The sequence below is a fragment of the Paludibacillus litoralis genome (assembly GCF_037646705.1).
In the GTDB taxonomy this organism is placed as follows: domain Bacteria; phylum Pseudomonadota; class Alphaproteobacteria; order Rhodobacterales; family Rhodobacteraceae; genus Pikeienuella; species Pikeienuella litoralis.
Genome location: NZ_JBBHER010000002.1, coordinates 566,511 through 586,080, shown reverse-complemented (window position 1 = coordinate 586,080; position 19,570 = coordinate 566,511). Strand labels below are relative to the sequence as shown.

At 67.1% G+C, this 19,570-nt stretch carries 24 protein-coding genes; 12 read left to right on the top strand and 12 right to left on the bottom strand.

Annotation, left to right across the window (positions count from 1 at the left end):
• Positions 1 to 2: 2 nt before the first annotated feature.
• From WG921_RS03755 to efp, 4 genes are all read right to left on the bottom strand, one after another.
• A complete protein-coding gene (locus WG921_RS03755) occupies positions 3 to 1,121 on the bottom strand; it encodes a biopolymer transporter ExbB (protein WP_340107863.1) in 1,119 nt (372 codons plus the stop codon).
• Positions 1,122 to 1,275: 154 nt separating this feature from the next.
• Positions 1,276 to 2,037, bottom strand: coding sequence for an inositol monophosphatase family protein (locus WG921_RS03750; RefSeq protein ID WP_340108006.1), 762 nt, complete (start codon positions 2,035 to 2,037; stop codon positions 1,276 to 1,278).
• A 26-nt stretch (positions 2,038 to 2,063) separates the two neighbouring features.
• Entirely contained in the window at positions 2,064 to 2,369 is a 306-nt protein-coding gene (locus tag WG921_RS03745) for a cupin domain-containing protein (protein WP_340107862.1), read from the bottom strand.
• Positions 2,353 to 2,913, bottom strand: a complete 561-nt coding sequence (gene efp, locus WG921_RS03740) for an elongation factor P (protein ID WP_340107861.1) — start codon at positions 2,911 to 2,913, stop codon at positions 2,353 to 2,355. Before efp ends, WG921_RS03745 begins: the two co-directional genes overlap by 17 nt.
• Positions 2,914 to 3,081: 168 nt before the next feature.
• On the opposite strand from efp, the gene WG921_RS03735 reads away from it, so the two are divergent.
• The 7 genes from WG921_RS03735 (at position 3,082) to WG921_RS03705 (ending at position 7,976) form a co-directional block, all read left to right on the top strand.
• Positions 3,082 to 4,566 (top strand): carboxypeptidase M32, encoded by a 1,485-nt coding sequence (locus tag WG921_RS03735; RefSeq protein WP_340107860.1) that lies wholly within the window; start codon positions 3,082 to 3,084, stop codon positions 4,564 to 4,566.
• Entirely contained in the window at positions 4,556 to 4,765 is a 210-nt protein-coding gene (locus WG921_RS03730) for a SlyX family protein (RefSeq protein WP_340107859.1), read from the top strand. The genes WG921_RS03735 and WG921_RS03730 overlap by 11 nt, the downstream gene beginning before the upstream one ends.
• A 160-nt stretch (positions 4,766 to 4,925) precedes the next feature.
• Positions 4,926 to 5,396, top strand: coding sequence for a c-type cytochrome (locus WG921_RS03725; RefSeq protein ID WP_340107858.1), 471 nt, complete (start codon positions 4,926 to 4,928; stop codon positions 5,394 to 5,396).
• A gap of 8 nt (positions 5,397 to 5,404) precedes the next feature.
• Positions 5,405 to 6,313 carry a cytochrome c gene (locus tag WG921_RS03720; RefSeq protein WP_340107857.1) on the top strand — a complete coding sequence of 303 codons (909 nt, stop codon included), beginning with the start codon at positions 5,405 to 5,407 and terminating at the stop codon, positions 6,311 to 6,313.
• A gap of 65 nt (positions 6,314 to 6,378) precedes the next feature.
• Positions 6,379 to 7,281 (top strand): DMT family transporter, encoded by a 903-nt coding sequence (locus WG921_RS03715; protein WP_340107856.1) that lies wholly within the window; start codon positions 6,379 to 6,381, stop codon positions 7,279 to 7,281.
• A gap of 81 nt (positions 7,282 to 7,362) precedes the next feature.
• Positions 7,363 to 7,638 carry a YggT family protein gene (locus tag WG921_RS03710; protein WP_340107855.1) on the top strand — a complete coding sequence of 92 codons (276 nt, stop codon included), beginning with the start codon at positions 7,363 to 7,365 and terminating at the stop codon, positions 7,636 to 7,638.
• Positions 7,635 to 7,976, top strand: coding sequence for a DUF167 family protein (locus tag WG921_RS03705; protein ID WP_340107854.1), 342 nt, complete (start codon positions 7,635 to 7,637; stop codon positions 7,974 to 7,976). Before WG921_RS03710 ends, WG921_RS03705 begins: the two co-directional genes overlap by 4 nt.
• 16 nt (positions 7,977 to 7,992) lie before the next feature.
• Here the strand turns inward: WG921_RS03705 and WG921_RS03700 are convergent, their stop codons facing one another.
• Positions 7,993 to 9,234 carry an argininosuccinate synthase gene (locus tag WG921_RS03700; RefSeq protein WP_340107853.1) on the bottom strand — a complete coding sequence of 414 codons (1,242 nt, stop codon included), beginning with the start codon at positions 9,232 to 9,234 and terminating at the stop codon, positions 7,993 to 7,995.
• A 168-nt stretch (positions 9,235 to 9,402) separates the two neighbouring features.
• Between WG921_RS03700 and WG921_RS03695 the strand changes: the two genes are divergently transcribed.
• The 3 genes from WG921_RS03695 (at position 9,403) to arfB (ending at position 11,122) form a co-directional block, all read left to right on the top strand.
• Positions 9,403 to 9,750, top strand: coding sequence for an MmcQ/YjbR family DNA-binding protein (locus WG921_RS03695; RefSeq protein WP_340107852.1), 348 nt, complete (start codon positions 9,403 to 9,405; stop codon positions 9,748 to 9,750).
• Between the two features lie 74 nt (positions 9,751 to 9,824).
• A complete protein-coding gene (locus WG921_RS03690) occupies positions 9,825 to 10,442 on the top strand; it encodes a queuosine precursor transporter (RefSeq protein ID WP_340107851.1) in 618 nt (205 codons plus the stop codon).
• Between the two features lie 257 nt (positions 10,443 to 10,699).
• Entirely contained in the window at positions 10,700 to 11,122 is a 423-nt protein-coding gene (gene arfB, locus WG921_RS03685; protein WP_340107850.1) for an alternative ribosome rescue aminoacyl-tRNA hydrolase ArfB, read from the top strand.
• Positions 11,123 to 11,128: 6 nt separating this feature from the next.
• Here arfB and WG921_RS03680 read toward each other — a convergent pair whose 3' ends face one another.
• The 5 genes from WG921_RS03680 to WG921_RS03660 all read right to left on the bottom strand — a co-directional run bounded on the left by WG921_RS03680 (position 11,129) and on the right by WG921_RS03660 (position 15,724).
• Positions 11,129 to 12,772 carry a CTP synthase gene (locus WG921_RS03680; RefSeq protein WP_340107849.1) on the bottom strand — a complete coding sequence of 548 codons (1,644 nt, stop codon included), beginning with the start codon at positions 12,770 to 12,772 and terminating at the stop codon, positions 11,129 to 11,131.
• Between the two features lie 175 nt (positions 12,773 to 12,947).
• A complete protein-coding gene (rnk, locus tag WG921_RS03675) occupies positions 12,948 to 13,391 on the bottom strand; it encodes a nucleoside diphosphate kinase regulator (RefSeq protein WP_340107848.1) in 444 nt (147 codons plus the stop codon).
• A gap of 363 nt (positions 13,392 to 13,754) precedes the next feature.
• Complete coding sequence (locus tag WG921_RS03670) at positions 13,755 to 14,282, bottom strand: DUF992 domain-containing protein (protein ID WP_340107847.1); 528 nt, start codon at positions 14,280 to 14,282, stop codon at positions 13,755 to 13,757.
• A 97-nt stretch (positions 14,283 to 14,379) separates the two neighbouring features.
• The gene (locus WG921_RS03665) at positions 14,380 to 15,531 is read right to left on the bottom strand and encodes an AI-2E family transporter (protein ID WP_340107846.1); all 1,152 of its coding nucleotides are present in this window, start codon (positions 15,529 to 15,531) and stop codon (positions 14,380 to 14,382) included.
• Positions 15,532 to 15,535: 4 nt separating this feature from the next.
• Positions 15,536 to 15,724, bottom strand: coding sequence for a PLDc N-terminal domain-containing protein (locus WG921_RS03660; RefSeq protein WP_340107845.1), 189 nt, complete (start codon positions 15,722 to 15,724; stop codon positions 15,536 to 15,538).
• Between the two features lie 194 nt (positions 15,725 to 15,918).
• Here WG921_RS03660 and WG921_RS03655 point away from each other — a divergent pair, with 194 nt between their 5' ends.
• A complete protein-coding gene (locus WG921_RS03655) occupies positions 15,919 to 17,547 on the top strand; it encodes a phospholipase D-like domain-containing protein (RefSeq protein WP_340107844.1) in 1,629 nt (542 codons plus the stop codon).
• A gap of 9 nt (positions 17,548 to 17,556) precedes the next feature.
• Here WG921_RS03655 and WG921_RS03650 read toward each other — a convergent pair whose 3' ends face one another.
• Together WG921_RS03650 and WG921_RS03645 are read right to left on the bottom strand one after the other, a co-directional pair.
• Complete coding sequence (locus WG921_RS03650) at positions 17,557 to 17,919, bottom strand: hypothetical protein (protein ID WP_340107843.1); 363 nt, start codon at positions 17,917 to 17,919, stop codon at positions 17,557 to 17,559.
• Between the two features lie 4 nt (positions 17,920 to 17,923).
• A complete protein-coding gene (locus tag WG921_RS03645) occupies positions 17,924 to 18,256 on the bottom strand; it encodes a hypothetical protein (protein ID WP_340107842.1) in 333 nt (110 codons plus the stop codon).
• Positions 18,257 to 18,502: 246 nt separating this feature from the next.
• Here WG921_RS03645 and WG921_RS03640 point away from each other — a divergent pair, with 246 nt between their 5' ends.
• Positions 18,503 to 19,561, top strand: coding sequence for a sensor histidine kinase (locus tag WG921_RS03640; protein ID WP_340107841.1), 1,059 nt, complete (start codon positions 18,503 to 18,505; stop codon positions 19,559 to 19,561).
• Positions 19,562 to 19,570 lie beyond the last annotated feature (9 nt).

Below are 19,570 nucleotides of genomic sequence, written 5' to 3'. Positions count from 1 at the left end.
GATCAGGCGCGCCCGGCCTGCTCGGCGAGCATGCCAAGGGCCCGCGACAGGCCGCCAATCTCCGCGCGAAGTTCGCTGATGGCGTCCTGGCGTCCTGTCGCCAGTTCCTCGGTGAGTCGGAGCAACTGCCGGTCGATGTTCCGGATCCGCGCCTGCGTCTCGTCGTCGAGCCCGCCCGCCGCGACGGTGGGCGGCGGCGTATCGAGACGATCCGCCATCCGGGCCAGAAGCGCGGTCTGGCGCGCACTCTCCTCGCGCCCGACGGCGGCGGCGGCGATGCTCTCCTCCGCTTTCGCCACCATTTCGGCCACGAGCGCGGCCAGCTCCAGGATCTGACCGGAGTTCTGTTCGATCAGCGCGGCGGCGGCGGCCACCTGATCGCCGTCCGCGGCGTCGCCGGCGATCGAGATCCGGGTGATCGTGGCCAGCCAGTCCTCCAGCTCCCGGAAGAACTGGTTCTGCGCCCGGGAGGCGAATAGCTCGACCAACCCGACCACGAGAGACCCCGCGAGCCCGAGCAGCGACGAGGCGAAAGCCGTGCCCATGCCGTCCAGCTGGCTTTCGAGCCCACTCATCAATTCATCGAAATTGATCCCGCCGCCGGCGGTCGGCTTCAGCGAGCGGATCGTGTTCACCACCTCCGGCACGGTCAGCGAGAGCCCCCAGAACGTGCCGAGAAGGCCGAGAAAGATCAGCAGGTTGATGATGTAGCGGGTGATATCCCGGCTCTCGTCGATCCGGGCCGCCACCGTATCGAGAATCGAGCGGGTCGAAGAAGAGGTCAGCGCGCGCCGCGCCCGCTGATCGCGCAGGAGCGTGGAGAGGGAGCGCAGAAGCCGCGGCGGCTCCACGAATTCATGTCCCGGCCGGTCGATCGCGAAGCCTTCGATCCAGCTCACCGACCGCGCCAGCGCCAGCACCTGCCAGAACGTCGCGATCAGGCCGATCACGAACACCGCGCTGATAAGCCCGTTGAGGCCGACATTGGCGAGGAAAACCCGCTCGATCGGCTTGTAAAGAAAAAACGCCGCGACGCCGACCGCAGCCAGCGCGAGGAGCATGGCCAGCACCTGCCGGACCGGCTGCTCGAACTCGACCTCGGTCCGGCTTATCGCCGCCATGCGCTGGCCCCTGCCTCTTTCACTTCTGCTCGCCATGTCGCGGCGCATCATGGGGCGGCGCGCCGCAGGCCGCAAGCATCCTCGCGGCGAGGATGAACAGAAAATGGTTAACCCTTCGAAACGGTCTTTCTTCCGAACGTCGGCGGCCGGTCCATCACGCCTCGGCGAGAAGAGCGCCGAACCGCTCGAACACCTCGGGGTTGGCCGCGATGATCCGGCCCTCCCCGACAGGATCGTCGGCGCCGTCAAGCGCCCCGATCAGCCCGCCCGCCTCCCGGACGAGAAGCGCGCCGGCCGCGATATCCCAAGGCTGAACGCCGCGCTCCCAGTAGCCGTCGTAGCGGCCGCCGGCGACATAGGCGAGGTCGAGCGCCGCGGCGCCCCAACGGCGCAGCCCGGCGCAGCGCGGCATCAGGATCGCGATCTCCCTCAGGGTCCGGGGCAGATTTTTCGAGCCGGCGAAGGGCACGCCGGTCGCGAAGATCATCTCGATCATCTCGCGCCGCCCGGACACCCGAAGCCGCCGGTCGTTCATCCAGGCCCCCTGCCCCTTCTCCGCAGTGAACATCTCGTCCTTCGCCGGATCGAAGACCACGGCGGCGATCACTTCGCCCTTTCGCTCCAGCGCGATGGAGATCGCCCAATGCGGCAGGCCATGGAGATAGTTCGTCGTGCCGTCGAGCGGGTCGACGATCCAGCGATGCATGCCGTCCGCGCCCTTCACCTCTTCGCTTTCCTCGCCGAGCCAGCCATAGGCGGGGCGCGCCTCCATCAGCACGCTGCGAATGGTCTCTTCGGCCTTGATGTCGGCGCGGGAGACGAAATCGCCGGCGCCCTTCATCGAAACCTGAAGATTCTCGACCTCGCCAAAATCACGGTTCAGACCGCGCGCCGCACGCCGCGCGGCCTTGATCATCACGTTGAGATTGGCCGAACCGGTGGTCACGGACGCGCTTCCTTCAACTCGGTCTCGACAAAGACGAGCGGCCCCGCGCCCGCGTTGACGACATCGTGCGCGACGCCCGCCTGGCGGAAATACGACGTCCCGACGACCATCTCGACATTCGCTTCCTTGCCGTCTCCGTCGATCATCACCACCATGGATCCGACGATGGGCGTGACGACGTAATCGTATTCATGGACATGCCACCCAGTCGCCTCCCCGGGTTTGAACGACCATTTCGTCACCCGGACCCGGTCATTGTCGACCAACGTCTCCGGCGTCGCAGATTCACGCTCTTTCGACATATTCCCCAGTCTCCGTGTTAACGATGATCTTTTCGCCCTGCCCCACGAATGGCGGCACCAGCACCCGCACGCCGTTGTCCAGAACCGCGGGCTTGAAACTGTTGGCCGCGGTCTGCCCTTTCACCACCGGCTCAGTCTCGGCGATCTCGCAGATCACCTTTTCCGGCAGCTCGCAGGAAAGCGCCTCTTCCTCGTGGTACTCGACCTTGACGACCATGCCGTCCTGCAGAAAGGCGCGCCTCTCTCCAAGAATGTCCGAGGGAAGTTCGACTTGCTCGTAAGTGTTGGAGTCCATGAAGACCAGCATGCCATCATTCTCATAGAGAAATTGCTGATCCTTCTGCTCCAGCCGCACGCGCTCCACCTTGTCGGCCGAGCGGAACCGCTCATTCAGCTTGGATCCGTTGCGAATATTCTTGAGCTCGACCTGCGCGAACGCGCCGCCCTTGCCCGGCTTCACGTGCGCCGTCTTGACGGCGATCCAGAGCCCGCCATTGTGCTCGATGATGTTGCCAGGGCGGATCTCGTTGCCGTTGATTTTCATTGAATGCCTCGCCGTCAGGCGTCGGAGCGCCGAATTTAGGGTTCACGCGGCGTATATCCGGCGGCGCGAGGGGTGGCAAGGCGCCGGCCCGGCGCGCGCTCGGGGGCTCTCGATCCTCCCCACGCGGAGGTGTAGGGTTCTCCGCCACCGCATCAAGGAGCCGTTCGCATGCCGTCTGCGCCGCTTTTAGCCCTGCTCTCCCACATTCGTCAGACCGCCGCGCTGGAGCAGGCGGCCGGGATCCTCTCCTGGGATCAGGAGACGATGATGCCGCCGAAGGGCGCCGCGCAACGCGCGGAGCAGGCGGGAGCGATGGCCGCGGTCATCCACGCCCGCAACGGCGATCCGCAGATCCCCGAATGGATCGACGCGATCGACAGGCGCGCGCTTTCCGCCTTCGACGCCGCCAATATTGAGCAGGCGGAACGGGCGTACCGCCTCGCCACCCGTATTCCGGCGCGGCTGGCGGAGGAGATGGCGAAGGCCGCCTCAAACGGGCACCGCATCTGGGCGGCGGCGCGTGAAGCGAAGGATTTCTCCCTGTTCGCGCCGGCGCTATCGCGGATTTTGACCCTGAAGCGGGAGGAGGCCGCATGCCTCGCGGCCAGCGACGCGCCCCACGCGCTTTATGACGCGCTCCTCGATCAATACGAGCCGGGCGCGACGACCGCGGAGATCGGCCCGATGCTGGAGGCGATGCGCCCGCGCCTGTCCGCTCTCCGCGCCGCCATCGCCGAGAAGCCCGCGCCGGCGTCGCCGACGGGCCGCTTCGAGGCGGGCCGGCAGCTTCGTCTGGCGGAGAAGATCGCGCGGCGGCTCGGCTATGATTTCGGCGCCGGGCGGATCGACACCGTCGCCCATCCGTTCTGCTCCGGCGTGGGCGGCGATGTCCGCATCACCACGCGAACGGATGAGGCGGACCCGTTCAACTGCCTTTTCTCCACCATCCACGAGGTCGGGCACGCGCTCTACGCGCAGGGCGCGCCCGACCCGTTCTTGCCTGCGGCCGACTATTGCTCGATGGGGGTGCATGAAAGCCAGTCGCGCTTCTGGGAGAACCAGGTCGGCCGGTCGCGGCCCTTCGCGGACTGGCTTCACGCGGCGATGATCGACGCCTTCGGCGAGACCGGGCTCTCGGGCCCGGACGCGCTTTACGCCGCGGTCAACCGGGTGGAGACCGGCTTCATCCGCACCGAGGCCGACGAGGTGCATTACAATCTCCATGTCCTCCTCCGGTTCGAGCTGGAGCGCGACCTGATCTCCGGCGCGCTGGAAGTGAACGCGCTCGAGGCGGAGTGGAATGCGCGCTTCGCCCGCGACTTCGCGCTGACGCCGCCGGACCCCTCGCTCGGCGTCCTGCAGGACGTGCATTGGGCGGCGGGGCTTTTCGGCTATTTTCCGACCTACGCGCTCGGCAACATCTACGCCGCATGCCTCGACCGGGCGATGCGCGCGGCGATTCCCGAACGGGACGAGCTCGCGCGGAGGGCGGAGACCGGGCCGATCCTCGACTGGCTCCGCTCCGCGATCCACGTTCACGGCCGGCTTTCGCCCGCGCCCGCGCTGATCGAGCAGGCGACCGGCGCACCGCCCGAAGCGACGCCGCTGCTCGATTATCTCGAGGCCAAGTTCGGGGCGCTCTATGACCTCTGACCGGATCGAGGCGCTGGAGATCGCGCTCACCCACGCCGAAGCCGCCATCATCGATCTTTCGGACATCTGCCGCGCGCAGGGGCTTGAGATCGACGCGCTGAAACAGGAAATCGGCAAGCTGACGCGCACGCTGAACGCGGTGGCGTCCGATAGCGGCGGAGACGCCCCGGCCGCCGATCAGCGCCCGCCGCACTATTGATGGCTGGCGCTCTGGTCGCGCGCGATGATTCTCTCTGAAATTTGAAGGGACAGGAGGTGCTTTCGCGCGATCCGCCGGCTACATTGCCGGGCCGCCCCGCGCGGAGAAGCGCCGCCAGCTTCGCAACGGTCGGCGCGCCCCGGAAGCAGAGGAGACCTGAATGCCCAATCCAATCGCAACTCTCGGCGTGGCCGCCGCCATCTTCATCGGCGGCGCCGGCCTCGTCGCAGCGCAGGATCTCGAGCGCGCCGTGCAGGCGCGCCAGTCGCTGATGACGCTCTACGGACATTATCTCGGCCAGCTCGGCGCGATGGCCAAAGGCGAGACTCCTTACGACGCGGCCAAGGCGGAGGCCGCCGCGACGTCGCTCGCCGGGCTGGCCACGCTCGATGAATCGGCGATGTGGCCCGAAGGGTCCGACAATGGAGCCCTCGGCGACAAGACCCGCGCGCTTCCGGTGATCTGGACCACATATCCCGCGATCACCGAGAAGATGCAGGCCGCCGCCGACGCGACGGCGGCGCTCGCCAAGGTCGCGGGGACCGACCTCGACAGCCTTCGGGCCGGAATTGGCCCGGTCGGCAAATCCTGCGGCGACTGCCACGAAACCTACCGGGCGCCGAAGGATTGAGACGCCCGATGGGCGCGGCGTTCAAGGCGCTGATCGCCGCCGCGGCGATCGGCGCGCTCGGCGGAGGCGGATTCCTCTGGGCGACCGCGCCCGAACAGGTGGACCCGGCCGCGCTCGCCGGCCTTTCCGGCGACGCCGCGCGGGGCGAGCGGATCTTCAATATCGGGGGCTGCGCCTCCTGCCACGCCGCGCCCGGCGCCGGGGAGGACGACCGGCTCGTCCTGGCCGGCGGCCAGGCCTTCGCCACCGATTTCGGGACCTTCCACGCGCCGAACATCTCCCCCGGGCCGGCCGGAATCGGCGGCTGGAGCGCGCTCGACCTCGTCAACGCCATGATGAAGGGCGTCTCGCCGGACGGCGCGCATTATTATCCGGCGTTCCCCTACGCCTCCTACGCGCGGATGAAGCTGGCCGATATCGTCGACCTGAAGGCCTATCTCGACACGCTGCCGGTCTCGGACACGGCGAACCTGCCGCATGATGTCTCGTTCCCGTTCAACATCCGGCGCGGGGTCGGCCTCTGGAAGCTCATCCACGTCGACCCGGCCCCCGTCGTCCCGGCGGAGGATCCTCTTGTTCTGAAAGGGCGCTATCTGGCGGAGGGGCCGGGCCATTGCGCCGAGTGCCATACGCCGCGGAACATGCTCGGCGGGCTTGATCTCGCACGCTGGATGGCGGGGGCGCCGAACCCGGAGGGCAAGGGCCGGACCCCCAATCTCACACCCGGCGAGGGTGGGCTCGACTGGAGCGCCGCCGACATCGCCGAGTATCTGAAATCGGGATTCACGCCCGAATATGACGTCGTCGGCGGCGCGATGGCGGATGTCGTTCGCAACACGGCGCGTCTCGCCCCCGAAGATCGCGCCGCCATCGCCGCCTATCTGAAGGCGCTGCCGCCACTTCCCCGGGAACGCTGAGCGCGGCCGGATCCTTGCATTCGGCCGCGGACCCTGTTCCATGACGCGAACGACGGGGGGATGAAATGGAGCGCAAGGACAGGATCGACCTTCTCGGCGGGGTCGTGCTCGTCGTCCTCTCTGCGGGCTTCGGGCTCAACCAGGCGCTGGTGAAGCTGGTGAATGTCGGTTTCGCGCCGATCTTCCAGGCCGGGCTTCGCTCGGCTGTCGCTTTCATCCCGGTTCTTCTCTTCGCGCTTCTGATACGTCGGCGGCTTTCTGTCAGCGACGGCTCGCTCGGGCCGGGTCTGGTCTGCGGGTTGCTGTTCTCGGCCGAATTCATCCTGGTCTTCCAGTCGCTCGACTTCACCACGGTTTCCCGTGTTTCGATTCTCTTCTACACGATGCCGGTCTGGCTGACCTTCGCGGCGCATTTCCTGATCCCGAACGAGCGGATGACCTCGGTGAAGGCGATCGGACTCGCGCTCGCGGTCGGCGGGGTCGCGCTCGCCTTTCTCGGCAAGGAGGAAAGCGCCGGAGAGCTGGCTCTGATCGGCGATCTGATGAGCCTTGTCGCCGCGATGTTCTGGGCGGCGATCGCGCTGGTCGCGAGGACGACCACGCTCTCGCGCTCGACGCCCGAAATGCAGCTTCTCTATCAGCTCGCGGTCTCCGCGCCGCTTCTGCTCGCCATCGCCGTCCTGACAGGCGAGACGCTGCGCGAGCCGACGGCGTTTCATCTTGGCGTTCTCGGCTTTCAGGGGATCGTCATCGCCGCCGGCGGCCTTCTGACCTGGTTCTGGGTGCTTTCGATCTATCCGGCGTCCAACATGGCGAGCTTCGGCTTTCTCTCGCCGGTCTTCGGCGTCTTCTTCGGCTGGCTGATCTTCGACGACCCGATCACCTTCAGGCTGCTCGGCGCGCTGCTGCTGGTGGGAGCCGGCATCGTTCTGGTGAATCATCGACAAAAGCCGGCCGCCTCCGGATGATTTATCCGGCCCCGACCGGCGCAACCCTTGCGGCGCGCGCGGGTGGCGGCTACCTGAAACACGCTAGGACCGGAGACGCGCATGAGCTCATTCGTCATGATCTTCAATATGGTGGTCAGCATCGCCTGGTGGATCATCATCATTCAGGCGGTGATGAGCTGGCTCATCTCGTTCAACGTGCTGAACATCCGCCAACCCTTCGTCTATCAGGTCTGGGCGGGGATGAACCGGCTGACCGAGCCGGTCTATCGCCCGATCCGCAATCTCCTGCCGTCGATGGGTGGCCTCGATCTCTCCCCGGTCGTCGTGCTTCTCGGGCTCTCCGCCCTGCAGGTGATCGTCAACAACAACCTGTGAGCGCGCCGCCGCCATGGAGCGCTGCGCCCGGCGGGCTGCTCCTGAACGTCCGTCTCACGCCCAAAGGCGGCCGCGACCGGATCTTCGGGGTCAGCGAACTCCCCGAAAGCGGCGCCGTTCTGCTCGTGCGGGTCTCGGCGGCGCCGGTGGACGGAGCGGCCAACGCCGCCCTGATCCGGCTGATCGCCAAGACCGCGGGCGTCGCCAAATCGGCGGTGGCCCTCGTCTCCGGCCCGAAGGCCCGAGTGAAGCGGTTGATGATCGAAGGCGAAGCGGCGGCGATCGAAGCCCGCCTCCGGCGTGCGCTCGAAGATGGCGAGGCGCGGCGGGCGACGTGACCCGCGCGCCAGCCCTTCACCCCTTCAGGCGCTTGTCCCGCATCGCCAGCAGCCGCAGCCGCAGCGCGTTGATCTTGATGAAGCCGGCGGCGTCCTTCTGATCATAGGCGCCGGCGTCGTCCTCGAAGGTCACATGCGCCTCCGAATAGAGCGAGCGGTCGGACCAGCGGCCGACGCATTGCACCGACCCCTTGTAGAGCTTGAGGCGGGCCACGCCCTCCACATGCTCCTGGCTGCGGTCGATCGCGGCCTGCAGCATCTCGCGCTCGGGGCTGTACCAATAGCCGAAATAGATCAGCTCCGCGTATTTCGGCATCAGCTCATCCTTCAGATGCGCCGCGCCGCGGTCGAGGGTGATCGATTCGATCCCGCGATGCCCTTCGAGCATGATCGTCCCGCCCGGCGTCTCGTAGATCCCGCGGGATTTCATCCCGACATAGCGGCCTTCGACCAGGTCCAGCCGCCCGACGCCGTGCTTGCGGCCAAGCTCGTTCAGCGCCGTCAGCATCGACGCCGGGGAAAGCGGCTTCCCGTTCAGCGCGACCGGATCGCCCCTCTCATAGGCGATCTCGATGAACTCGGGCTCATCGGGCGCGGATTCCGGATCCACCGTCCGCTGATAGACATAGTCCGGCGCGGCGCTGGCCGGATCCTCGAGCACCTTTCCTTCGGAGGACGTGTGCAGAAGATTGGCGTCAACCGAGAACGGCGCCTCGCCGCGCTTGTCTTTCGGCACCGGCACCTGATGCGCCTCGGCCCATTCGATCAGTCTGGTGCGGCTGGTCAGATCCCATTCCCGCCATGGCGCGATCACCTTGATGTCCGGCTCCAGCGCATAGGCGGCGAGCTCGAAGCGAACCTGGTCGTTACCCTTGCCGGTCGCGCCGTGGGCGATGGCGTCGGCGCCGGTGCGCCGCGCAATCTCCACCAGATGCTTCGAGATCAGCGGGCGCGCGATCGCGGTGCCGAGAAGATAGAGCCCCTCGTAAACCGCATTGGCGCGGAACATCGGGAAGACGAAATCGCGCACGAACTCCTCGCGGAGATCGAGAATATTGATGTTTTCAGGCTTCACGCCCAGAAGCTCCGCCTTCGCGCGCGCCGGCTCCAACTCTTCGCCCTGGCCGAGATCGGCGGTGAAGGTCACCACCTCGCACCCGTAGGTGGTCTGCAGCCATTTCAGAATGATCGAGGTGTCGAGGCCGCCCGAATAGGCGAGAACGACTTTCTTCGGCGCGTTGGCTGCGGCTGCTGGCATCTCACGATCCTCTCGATTGGCCCCTCGGCGGGCTCAGCGCGGCTTTATCGCGGCCTTGGCGGTGTTGCAATCGGGGCGCGCCATCTTGACCCTGTCGGCCAGGGTCTGCTCTCATCGGCGCATGGCACGCGTTCAGCGCCCCGCTTCTCTCCCGCGCCTGGTCCGAGCATGAATCGCGCCCGGTTCGACGAGGTCTGCGCCGCCTTCTCCGGGGCGCGGAACGTCATTCAATGGGGCGGCGCCTCGGTGTGGAAAATCGGCGGCAAGGTCTTCGCCATTCATTCCGAATGGGGCGATGGCGAGGGCGTGGTGCTGAAACCCTCGGAGATGGCGCGGGAGATCTGGCGAGACGCGCCCGGCGTCGGTCTCGCGCCCTATCTCGGCCGCGCGGGCTGGATCAGGATCGCAAGCGGCGCGATGCCGGAGCCGGATCTGATCGGGCTGATCGGCGCCAGCCACGCGCTCATCGCCGCCAGGCTGACGAAACGGGCGCGCGCCGAACTCGGCATCCTGTGACGCGGCGCCGTCACGCCTTGCCTGATCGGCCGCGCCGCGCTAGTCGGCATGAACAGTTTCCGGGAATACGCTCAATGTTCGCTCGTCCAATGATGTTTGGCGTCGCCGCGATGGCCGCGGTGGTCGTCTCGTCGAATATTCTGGTTCAGCACCTCTTCGGCGATTGGCTGACCTGGGGCGCGTTCACTTATCCGGTCGCTTTTCTCGTCACCGACCTCACCAATCGCGCGCTGGGCCCCCGCGCCGCGCGGCGGGTCGTGTTCGCCGGGTTCATGATCGGCGTGATCTGCTCTCTGGTCGCCAGCCGCTTCGCGAACGAGTTCGGCGCGCCGCTCGTCACGCTGCGGATCGCGCTCGGCTCCGGCGCCGCCTTTCTCGCCGCGCAGCTTCTCGATGTCGCGGTGTTCGACCGGCTCAGGTCCGGGCGGTGGTGGCGCGCGCCGCTCGTCTCGTCGCTGCTTGGGTCCGCGCTCGACACCGCGCTTTTCTTCACCATCGCCTTCTCCGCGGTTTTCGCCTTTCTCGACCCGGCCGATCCGAACGGCTGGGCGCGGGAGGCGATCCCGCTCCTCGGCGTAGGGCCGGCGCTGCCGCTCTGGGCCTCGCTCGCGGTGGCGGATTTCTCGGTGAAGCTGACATTGGCGGCGCTCGCGCTGATTCCATTCCGGGCGCTTTCGGCGCGGCTCGCATAAGCGCTTGCCTTTCAACCGACGCGCGGCCATCTTCCTTTCATCCGCAACAACTGAAAGGAGGTGGTCTGATGTATCATGAGATCGTCGGAACGTCGGACGGAACGCTGCGCGCTGACGGGAAGGGGCGACCCTCTTTCAGTTGATGCGCGCGGCCGTCGGGGAAGAACCCGCGCCGGCCGACGCCCGAGATACTCAGGAGGGCCGCCCGAAACCGGGCGGCCCTTTTCGCTTGACGCCGCCCCGCGATGGAGCCGCCGATGATCCGCGTGACGGATGAAATTGAAATCGCCGAATGGGAGCTGACGGAGAGTTTCATCCGCGCCTCCGGCCCCGGCGGACAGAACGTCAACAAGGTCTCGACCGCGGTCGAGCTCCGGTTCGAGGCCGCCCGCTCGCCCAATCTCCCGCCGCCGGTCAAGGCGCGGCTTCGCAGATTGGCCGGGCGGCGGTGGAGCAATGAAGGCGCGCTGATCATCACCGCGGCGCGTCATCGCCTTCAGTCGCGAAACCGGGAGGAGGCCATGGAGAAACTGATCGCGCTGATCGCCGCCGCCGCCGTGAAGCCGAAGCCCCGCCGGCCCACGCGCCCGACGCTCGCCTCCAAACGCCGGCGGCTGGCGGCGAAGACGCAGCGCGGCGCGCTGAAGACGCTCCGCGCCAGTCCGGGCGGCGAGGATTGATCCGGCTCAGACCAGCCGCGATTGCTCCACCGCCGCGCGCACGAAATCGGCGAAAAGCGGATGCGGATCAAACGGTTTCGACTTCAACTCGGGGTGAAACTGCACGCCGATGAACCATGGATGATCGGGGATCTCGACGATCTCCGGCAATTCCCCGTCGGGCGAGACGCCCGAGAAATGCAGGCCGGCGGCTTCGAGCCGCGTCTGGTATTTCTTGTCGACCTCATAGCGGTGGCGATGGCGCTCCATGATGGAGAGCGCGCCGTAGATCTCCGCCACGCGGGAGCCGGGCGCCAGCACCGCCTCATACGCGCCAAGCCGCATGGTGCCGCCCTTCGCGTCGTCGGCTTTGCGGCGCACCGTGCGGTCGCCCTCGACCCATTCGGTCATGTGATAGACGACATGCTCGAACCGGGACACGCTGGAGTCGCCATCGAACTCCTGGCTGCCGGCGCGCTTCATCCCCGCGAGGTTCCGCGCCGCCTCGATCACCGCCATCTGCATGCCGAGACAAATGCCGAGATAGGGGATCTTTCGCTCACGCGCGAAGGTGACCGCCCTGATCTTGCCCTCGGTTCCGCGCTCGCCGAAGCCGCCGGGCACCAGGATCGCGTGGAAGCCGTCGAGATGCGGCGCAGGGTCTTCGCGCTCGAAGATCTCCGCGTTGATCCATTCCGCCCGCACCTTCACCCGATTGGCGAAGCCGCCATGAGTCAGCGCCTCCGCGAGGCTCTTGTACGCATCCTCCAGCTTCACATATTTGCCGACGATCGCGATTCGGACCTCGCCGTCGGGATTGTCGATGCGCTCCGCGACAGTCAGCCAACGGTCCAGCTGCGGCTTTGGCGCGGGCGTGATCGCGAACGCATCGAGCACCGCCTGATCGAGGCCGACGGAGTGATAGGCCAGAGGCGCCTTGTAGATATTGTCGAGATCCATCGCCGCGACCACCGCGTCCGAGCGGACATTGCAGAAAAGCGCGATCTTCGCGCGCTCGCCTTCGTGGAGCTCATGCTCGGTGCGGCAGACAAGAATATCCGGCTGAAGCCCGATCGAACGCAGCTCCTTCACCGAGTGCTGGGTCGGCTTGGTCTTCAACTCGCGACTCGCCGCGATATAGGGCAGCAACGTCAGATGCATCAGCACGCAGTCGCCTCTCGGGCGCTCCTGCATGAATTGGCGGATCGCCTCGAAAAACGGCAACCCCTCGATATCGCCGACGGTGCCGCCGATCTCGCAGAGCATGAAATCGCTTTCTTCGTCACCGATCGAAAGCCAATCCTTGATCTCGTTGGTGACGTGCGGGATCACCTGGATCGTCTTCCCGAGATAATCGCCCCGCCGCTCCCTATCGAGCACGTTGGTGTAGATGCGCCCCGCGCTGACGCTGTCGGTCCGCCTGCAGGGAACGCCGGTGAAGCGTTCGTAGTGCCCGAGATCCAGATCGGTCTCCGCGCCGTCGTCGGTGACGAAAACCTCGCCATGCTCAAACGGGCTCATCGTGCCCGGATCGACGTTGAGATAGGGGTCCAGCTTCCTGAGGCGCACGGAATACCCCCGCGCCTGCAAAAGCGCGCCGAGCGCCGCCGAAGCGAGTCCCTTGCCGAGGGAGGAGACGACACCGCCAGTAATGAAGATATAACGCGCCAAGAACAGGTGCCCCCCGTGTTTTATTCAACGCCATGGTCTCGCGGCCGGAACGCCGCTATCCGCGAGACGCGGCTTCACGGGGTTTGAGGGATATAACATTCAAATCCGCCGGACAACCGGAAGCGGCCCGCAAAGAGCCTCGCAACTCGCGGCCGCGCGGCCGCGAGGTTCAGATTCAATCCGTCGGCACGCGGGAAGGCGCCGGCTGAACGGAGACAACGGTGAGGTTTCGCTCCTCGCCGGAGCGCGTCGCCCAGAAAAACGACGCCCCCTCCGCCAGCCCCAGAAGAGCGACGCCGATTGGCGTCATGAGCGAGATCCGCCCCTCCTCGATATTGGCGTCCTTCGGGAAAACGAGCGAAACCGTGCGCTCCTCGCCCGAGGTCTCATCCCGAAAGGTGACGAAATTGCCGATGGTCACGACATTGGCGGGCAATTTCGCGGTCGGGACGATTCGCGCGCGACCGAGCTCCTCGAGAAACCGCTCGGAAATTTCCGGCGTCCGCGCCGCCGCCGCGAGAGCCATCGACTCGAATCGGTCGGCAAGGGCGGCGTCCAGCACGATACGCGGTCCCTTCCCACGGCGTTTCGTCGACTTGGGCGCGGTCGTCGTCTTCATTTTCTTCTCCTGTGAGAAAACTCGATTGCAGGCGGCGCACGCCGCCATGAAGCGGAGCGCCGGAATAAAAAACCGCCGGACGTACGGCGGCTCAGCGATCAGCGGGAGGTGTTGTTTCGGCTCTTTCGCGCCTGTTCTCGTTCTGGATCAGCCCCGGGCGGCGGGCATTCCGCACGCAATTACGCCGCGCGGGGTTGCGGGCGCACGAGAAGTATAAACCAGATTCCTTTGGCGGAAAGTCTCATACGTTAAAGTATGGGTGGAGGGTCGGAAAAAGTCAACTTCTCCCGCCGCGATAAACGTGGCGCGCTTACTTGAACGCGCCCGAGGCGGCCCCCTCGCGAGGGGCCGCCTCCGCGCATCTCACTTGACCGCGGTCAGCTTCAGGCTTTCAAACGCCAGCGCGACGCCGAGGCCCTTTTGCGTCGTCATCGCAATCGGCTGAAGGGCCACGGATTCCCGCAATCCGCCCACCAGCACCTTGCCGCCCACGCCGACGCCGAGAGCCGCGTCGGCCGAGACGCCCGCGTATTCGCCCTCAAGGACGCCGGCGCGATACTTGTCCGCCGGAGCGAAAACCGCCCAACGGAGCGTCTCGGTTTTTGTCTTGGAAAGATCGAGACCGAACTTGCTGACCGTCCCGGTGTACTGTTCATCCGGGCGTCCATCCTCGGCCGGGTCGAAATGGCAGGTGAACTCCTGCTCCGACACGATGATGTTGCCTTCATCGGTCAGAAGCGAACATTCGAGATAACCGATCTCGATCCGCCCTTCCGAGGACTCGTCTCCCGAAGCCGCGGAACCGCTCGCGCCGGCCGCCAGCGCCGCTCCGCCAAGCGCCGACGCGCCCAGCAGGCCGGCGGCGAACGCCTTCGTAATGTCTCGAAGCATGAAATTCTCCATCTATCGTTCAGTCTCGGCCCGGCGACGGCTTCGCCGGACATCTCCCATGAAACGATGCGCGTCCGCGATCGGTTCCAGTCGGCGTTCATTTCGCATCGTCCGACTCCAGAGGAGAATCCTCCGCGCCAAGAAAGGCGCCGATCGGGGTCAGCGGCGAAACATTATCACAGATAACTTTGAACGCCACCAGCATCGGCACCGCGATCAGCGCTCCCGCGACGCCCCAGATCCAGCCCCAGAACATCACCATCAGAAACACCGAGACCGTGTTGATCTCCATCCGCCGCCCGATGATCGCCGGCGTCACGACCTGCCCTTCCAGCGCCCCCCAGAAAAGATAGGCCGCCGGAGCGAGCGCCGCGTAGGAGAGGCTGTCGAACGAGACGAGCGCAACCGCGCCGACCAGCGCCGTGCCGACGACCGTCCCGATGAAGGGCAGGAAGTTGAGCGCGAACACCAGCGCCCCCCAGACCGGCGCATAGGGCATGCCGATCAGATGGAGCGACGTTCCCACAACCACGCCGAGACCGAAGTTTATCAAGGCGATCGTGAACAGATAGCGCGAGATCCGCCGCTCGATGTCGTAAATGACGCGCAGCGCGTTCTTCTTGTCGCTGAGACGTGGATAGAAGCGCAGAAGCTTCGCGTAGAAAAGCTGGCCCGACGACAGGAGAAAAAGCGCCAGAACCAACGCGACCGCAAGCGAGGTGCCGGCCGCCGCGAGCCCGCCCGCCACATTGGCGAGCAGGTTCGATTCCTTGACGACGACCTGGTTGTCGCTTTCGGAGGATCCGCCGCCGGTCACGTCGTCAACGTCGTCCGCCGCCTTCTTCACCGCCTCGAACGAGCGGCTGACGCCCTCCAGGCGCCGCTTGACCTCGTAGCCGAGGGTGGGCGCGCGATCCAGCCAGCCGCTGACCGTGCCGCTCATGGAATAGGCTGTGAGAAAGCCTCCGGTTCCGAGAGCGACGACCAGAATCACCGCGGAGAGGGGCGCGGGAACGCCGCGCCGGCCGGCGGCGCGCACGATCGGGCTGAGCGTCATCGCCAGCAGGAAACCCATCATGATCGGCATGATGATCTCCTGCGCCAGCGAAGCCGCCGCAAGCGCCGTCACCACCGCGACGACGGTCAGGCGCCGCCTGATCGCGCGGAGTTCAGCCAGCCCGGGATCCGGATTGGGCGCCCCCGCCGCTTCGTCGACCGGTGGAACAGCCTCTGGCGGCGATGGGCGCAAGATGTCAGGCTTTCCCGCCGCGGGGGCCGAAAATCAGCCAGAGAATCAGGCCGAGAAGCGGAAGCAGGAGCACGATCAGCACCCAAAGGACCTTGGAGCCGGTCGAGGCGCCTGAGCCGACGATCGAAACGATCGCCCAGATATCCAGGGCGAGAAGGATAAGCCCGCCGACGCCGGAGACTTCAACACCCATTGCGCATTCCTTCCTTTGACGCGGGTGACCGGAGCGCTGAAGAAATCGGCGCCCCAGGCCGCATAGGATTTGAAGCCGCGCAGGATGCGATGTCACGCTCAGGTCGTAGGCATGGAACGACAAGCGCGCCAACTCGTTCCCAGAGAAGAGCGAAATAATTCAAACCGCGGGCGACCCGGAGAAATCGAGACACCTTGTCAGATCAGACGGCGGCCGGCCCCGCTCAGAGCGCCCGCCCAGCGGCGGGCGGCCCCGCGCCGCACGGACCGGATGGAGACGTCCAGCCGCTGATCACGGCGGCGGAGGCGTGTCCGGTTCTCGAGAGGCGCGCGATCGCGGCGCGCGAGTCGATCCTGCTCTCGTTCCGGATTTTCGACACGCGCGCGACGCTCCGGACCGCCGAAGCGCGCGCCGTCGCCGATGGCGAGGACTGGGCCGCGCTGCTGGTCGCGCTGGCGGCGAAGGGGGTCAGGATCCGGATGCAGGTCTCGGATTTCGACCCCATCGCCTGCGCGGGGCTGCATCAGGCGGCGTGGGCCTCGCTCCGTCACCTGGCGGCCAGGGCGGCGGCGAACTCGGACGCCGAAGGCCGGATCGAGGCGATGGCCGCGCGGCATCCGGCGGAGGTCGGCGCATTCTGGCGACGGGCCCTGGCCGGCCGCGCCCGCCGGGAGCTGGAGGCGATCCGGCGGAGCGCCGACGGCCCTCTGGAGGACAGCCATCCCGGGCTTCGGCCCGCCCTCGCAGGCGAAACGCCGCGGCTCTTCCCCGCGACGCACCATCAGAAGCTGGCGGTCATCGACGATGATTTCGCGCTCGCCGGCGGGCTGGATATCGACGACAGGCGCTGGGACACGCCCGACCATGACCGGCCCGCCGAAGAAACATGGCGCGACGTGAGCCTCGCGATCACCGGGCGCGCCGCCGAAACGATCCTGAGCGCGGCGGCCCGGATCTGGAACGATTGCGTAAACGACTGGGCCGCGCGCGAAGATGTCCCGAGCCGCATTCCCGGTCTCGCCCGCCCCGCCCCCTGCCCTCTCGCCGCCGACGATTCCCCGGGCGGCGGCGGCCCCCGGCGCATCGAGACCGTCACCACCCGCTCCGTCCCCCGGCGCGGCCCGTTCGCATTCTCGCCCAGAACCGTCAGCGACGCGACGGAGCGCGCGGCGATCGAGATCATCTCCGGGGCGAGGCGCTTCCTATACATCGAGACGCAATTTCTCCGCTCCCCAGCCATCGCCGCCGCGCTCAGCGCGGCCGCGCGGACCTCGCCCCGTCTCGAACTGGTCGTCATCCTGCCCTTCGCGCCGGAGCGCCTGGCGTTCAAGGGCGCGCGCGGGGCGACGATTCGCCATGGAGAAGCTCTGCAAGCCCGGGCGCTCAGACGGATAGACCGGGCGTTCGGACCGCGCGCGGCGCTCCTCAGCCCGGCGAAGCCCGCCCGACGGACGCCGGCCGACGCCTTCGTCGCCTATGGCGCCGGAATGATCTACGTGCATTCGAAGGTCATGATCGCGGACGGCGCCGAAGCGCTGGTCGGCTCAGCCAATCTCAACGGTCGGTCGATGCGCTGGGACACCGAAGTCTCCGTGCGCTGGCGCGATCCGGCGGCGGTCGCCGCGTTTCTCGAAAGGTTGGCCGACAAGTGGATTGGCGTCCGCGCCGGGCCGGCGGACCGGCTCGCGCCATGGCGCGCGTCGGCGGAGGCGAACGCGGCGGTCGTCCCGGACCTGCGCGAAGGGTTCCTCCTGCCGCATGACCGGCGCCGGGCCGCCCGTTTCGGGCGGCCGACCTTCTGGTTGCCGAATGAGCTTTTCTGACCTCGCGGGTCAGCGGCGGCGAAGCGCCCGCCCGATGTCCAGCGCAACGAGGAACGCCTCCGCGAGCGGCGGCTGAGGCGGCCGGGCGCGCGCCGCAGCCGCCGCCGCCTCGGCCGCCTTTCGGCGCTCCGCCGCCGCGAGACGATCCGAGGCGTAGAGCGCCAGCGCGATGAACAGGAACCCCGCCGCCATGATCAGCGACGCCGCCACGGAGCCGAGCGCCCCTGCGAGAGCCGTCCAGAGCGCGGCGATGGCGAAGCCGCACGCGAGGCACCCGGCGACGCCGATGAGCGCGGCGAAGATCAGGCGCGGCGCCGCCGCCGACAGAAAATCGGCGGCGGCGTGCTGAACTGGCGCGAAAATGGCCCTCACGAGATTACCTTCTCGGCGCGGAGAGATATCCGACCAGCAGCCCGAGCCCCGCGGCCGCGGCGAGCGCCACGACCGGCTTCTCACGCGTGTAAGTCGTGAGTTTCTCTCCATTGCTCGACGCCCAGTCCGCCGCCGATTGCGCCGCCGCCGCGCCGGCGTCGCCCGCCGCCCGGGTTTTCGACGCGGCGGCGGACGCCGCGGCGTCCGCGCCCGACGCGGCAAGCTTCTTCATCGACGACGCGATCTCGGCCAGATCGCGGCGCAGCGTCGCGATCTGATCGGAAAGATCCGCCTTCGCCGCGTCGAGATCCGTGTTCTGCTTCGTTTCGGTGGCCATATTGTCCGCTCCTTGGTTTAAACTCCCTGGCTGAACGCGCTGAAGCGAAAATGGTTCCATCAGGCGGGGCCGCCGACGATCTGAAAGGAACCCGAAGCCCGCGCGCGATTTGGGACCCGCCCCCGCGGGAGCGGTCTTTGACGCCGCGCGGCGCGAGGAACGTTTCTCGCCGGAGACCGATATGTTAATGTTCGGTCAATCTCGCTTAATGGCGGCGTGTAGACGCGCGATGATGATCAAGGCGCAATGGATACGATCAAGGACCCGCGTTTCCCGGTCGACGCGCCCGCCGCCATCGAAGGATGCGACGGGAGGCGCCCCGCGCCCCCGTCGGGCGATGATCCGGGCCCGAAGCAGGAGACCCGGGGTCGGCGCCTCCGCCGCGCCCTGGCCGCGGCCGATGTCGGCTTCTGGGAATATCGGCGAAGCGCGGACGGCGTCTGGCTGGACGCGCGCGCGAGCGACCTGGTCGGGCTTTCCTCCTTCGACCAGACGGTTCCGCTCGGCGCGCTGATGCGCGCCATTCATCCCGACGACGTTCCCATGTTCCGGGCCGGCGTCGAGGGCGATGACGCGCTCCGCATCACGTATCGGACGAACGGGAACCGCGCCGCGCCGCGCTGGCTCCGATCGTTTGGCGACTGGTCGAGGCCGCGCGGCGGCGACAGCCTGACCGGCGTCACGCTCGACGTCACCGAAGAGATGGCCCATCGCCGGGAGGCCGACCTCCTGCTGCAGGAGATGCGCCACCGCACAGGCAACCTCTTTTCCATTCTCGGCGGGCTGACGGCGCTGAACGCCGCATCCGCGACGAGCGCCGCAGATCTGGCGCGGACGCTCCGCGGCCGGCTCGCCTCTCTCGCGCGGAGCCATGCGCTCAGCATCGGCGGAGACCCCTCCCATGACATCGGCGAGCTGAGAGCGCTGGTCGAGACGTTGATCGCGCCCTTCTCGCACGGGGGCGCGCAGTTCCTTCTCGACGGGCCGGACGCGCCGCTCTCGGAAGACGCCCGGACCTCGCTCAGCCTGGTGATCTACGAATGGGCGACGAACGCGGTGAAATACGGCGCGTTGTCGACCACGAATGGACGGGTCGCGATCCGCTGGCGCTGGAAAGACGACATGCTGCGCCTGACCTGGAGCGAGACCGGCGGCCCTCCGGTCGCCACGCCGACAAAATTCGGTTTCGGAAACCAGTTGCAAACTCTGGCTCTGGCGCGGATCGGCGGCGCCGCGATGGCCGATTGGCGGCCGTCCGGGGTCGTGATCACGCTGCGCGCGAAAGCCGGCCTCACACGCCCATGATCCGGGATG

What these genes read in the sequence shown, in the direction of transcription:
- WG921_RS03755 (WP_340107863.1), bottom strand. Translation starts at nt 1,121, where the DNA reads ATGGCGGCGATAAGCCGGACCGAGGTCGAGTTCGAGCAGCCGGTCCGG.
- WG921_RS03750 (WP_340108006.1), bottom strand. Translation starts at nt 2,037, where the DNA reads ATGATCAAGGCCGCGCGGCGTGCGGCGCGCGGTCTGAACCGTGATTTT.
- WG921_RS03745 (WP_340107862.1), bottom strand. Translation starts at nt 2,369, where the DNA reads ATGTCGAAAGAGCGTGAATCTGCGACGCCGGAGACGTTGGTCGACAAT.
- efp (WP_340107861.1), bottom strand. Translation starts at nt 2,913, where the DNA reads ATGAAAATCAACGGCAACGAGATCCGCCCTGGCAACATCATCGAGCAC.
- WG921_RS03735 (WP_340107860.1), top strand. Translation starts at nt 3,082, where the DNA reads ATGCCGTCTGCGCCGCTTTTAGCCCTGCTCTCCCACATTCGTCAGACC.
- WG921_RS03730 (WP_340107859.1), top strand. Translation starts at nt 4,556, where the DNA reads ATGACCTCTGACCGGATCGAGGCGCTGGAGATCGCGCTCACCCACGCC.
- WG921_RS03725 (WP_340107858.1), top strand. Translation starts at nt 4,926, where the DNA reads ATGCCCAATCCAATCGCAACTCTCGGCGTGGCCGCCGCCATCTTCATC.
- WG921_RS03720 (WP_340107857.1), top strand. Translation starts at nt 5,405, where the DNA reads ATGGGCGCGGCGTTCAAGGCGCTGATCGCCGCCGCGGCGATCGGCGCG.
- WG921_RS03715 (WP_340107856.1), top strand. Translation starts at nt 6,379, where the DNA reads ATGGAGCGCAAGGACAGGATCGACCTTCTCGGCGGGGTCGTGCTCGTC.
- WG921_RS03710 (WP_340107855.1), top strand. Translation starts at nt 7,363, where the DNA reads ATGAGCTCATTCGTCATGATCTTCAATATGGTGGTCAGCATCGCCTGG.
- WG921_RS03700 (WP_340107853.1), bottom strand. Translation starts at nt 9,234, where the DNA reads ATGCCAGCAGCCGCAGCCAACGCGCCGAAGAAAGTCGTTCTCGCCTAT.
- WG921_RS03695 (WP_340107852.1), top strand. Translation starts at nt 9,403, where the DNA reads ATGAATCGCGCCCGGTTCGACGAGGTCTGCGCCGCCTTCTCCGGGGCG.
- WG921_RS03690 (WP_340107851.1), top strand. Translation starts at nt 9,825, where the DNA reads ATGTTCGCTCGTCCAATGATGTTTGGCGTCGCCGCGATGGCCGCGGTG.
- arfB (WP_340107850.1), top strand. Translation starts at nt 10,700, where the DNA reads ATGATCCGCGTGACGGATGAAATTGAAATCGCCGAATGGGAGCTGACG.
- rnk (WP_340107848.1), bottom strand. Translation starts at nt 13,391, where the DNA reads ATGAAGACGACGACCGCGCCCAAGTCGACGAAACGCCGTGGGAAGGGA.
- WG921_RS03670 (WP_340107847.1), bottom strand. Translation starts at nt 14,282, where the DNA reads ATGCTTCGAGACATTACGAAGGCGTTCGCCGCCGGCCTGCTGGGCGCG.
- WG921_RS03660 (WP_340107845.1), bottom strand. Translation starts at nt 15,724, where the DNA reads ATGGGTGTTGAAGTCTCCGGCGTCGGCGGGCTTATCCTTCTCGCCCTG.
- WG921_RS03645 (WP_340107842.1), bottom strand. Translation starts at nt 18,256, where the DNA reads ATGGCCACCGAAACGAAGCAGAACACGGATCTCGACGCGGCGAAGGCG.
- WG921_RS03640 (WP_340107841.1), top strand. Translation starts at nt 18,503, where the DNA reads ATGGATACGATCAAGGACCCGCGTTTCCCGGTCGACGCGCCCGCCGCC.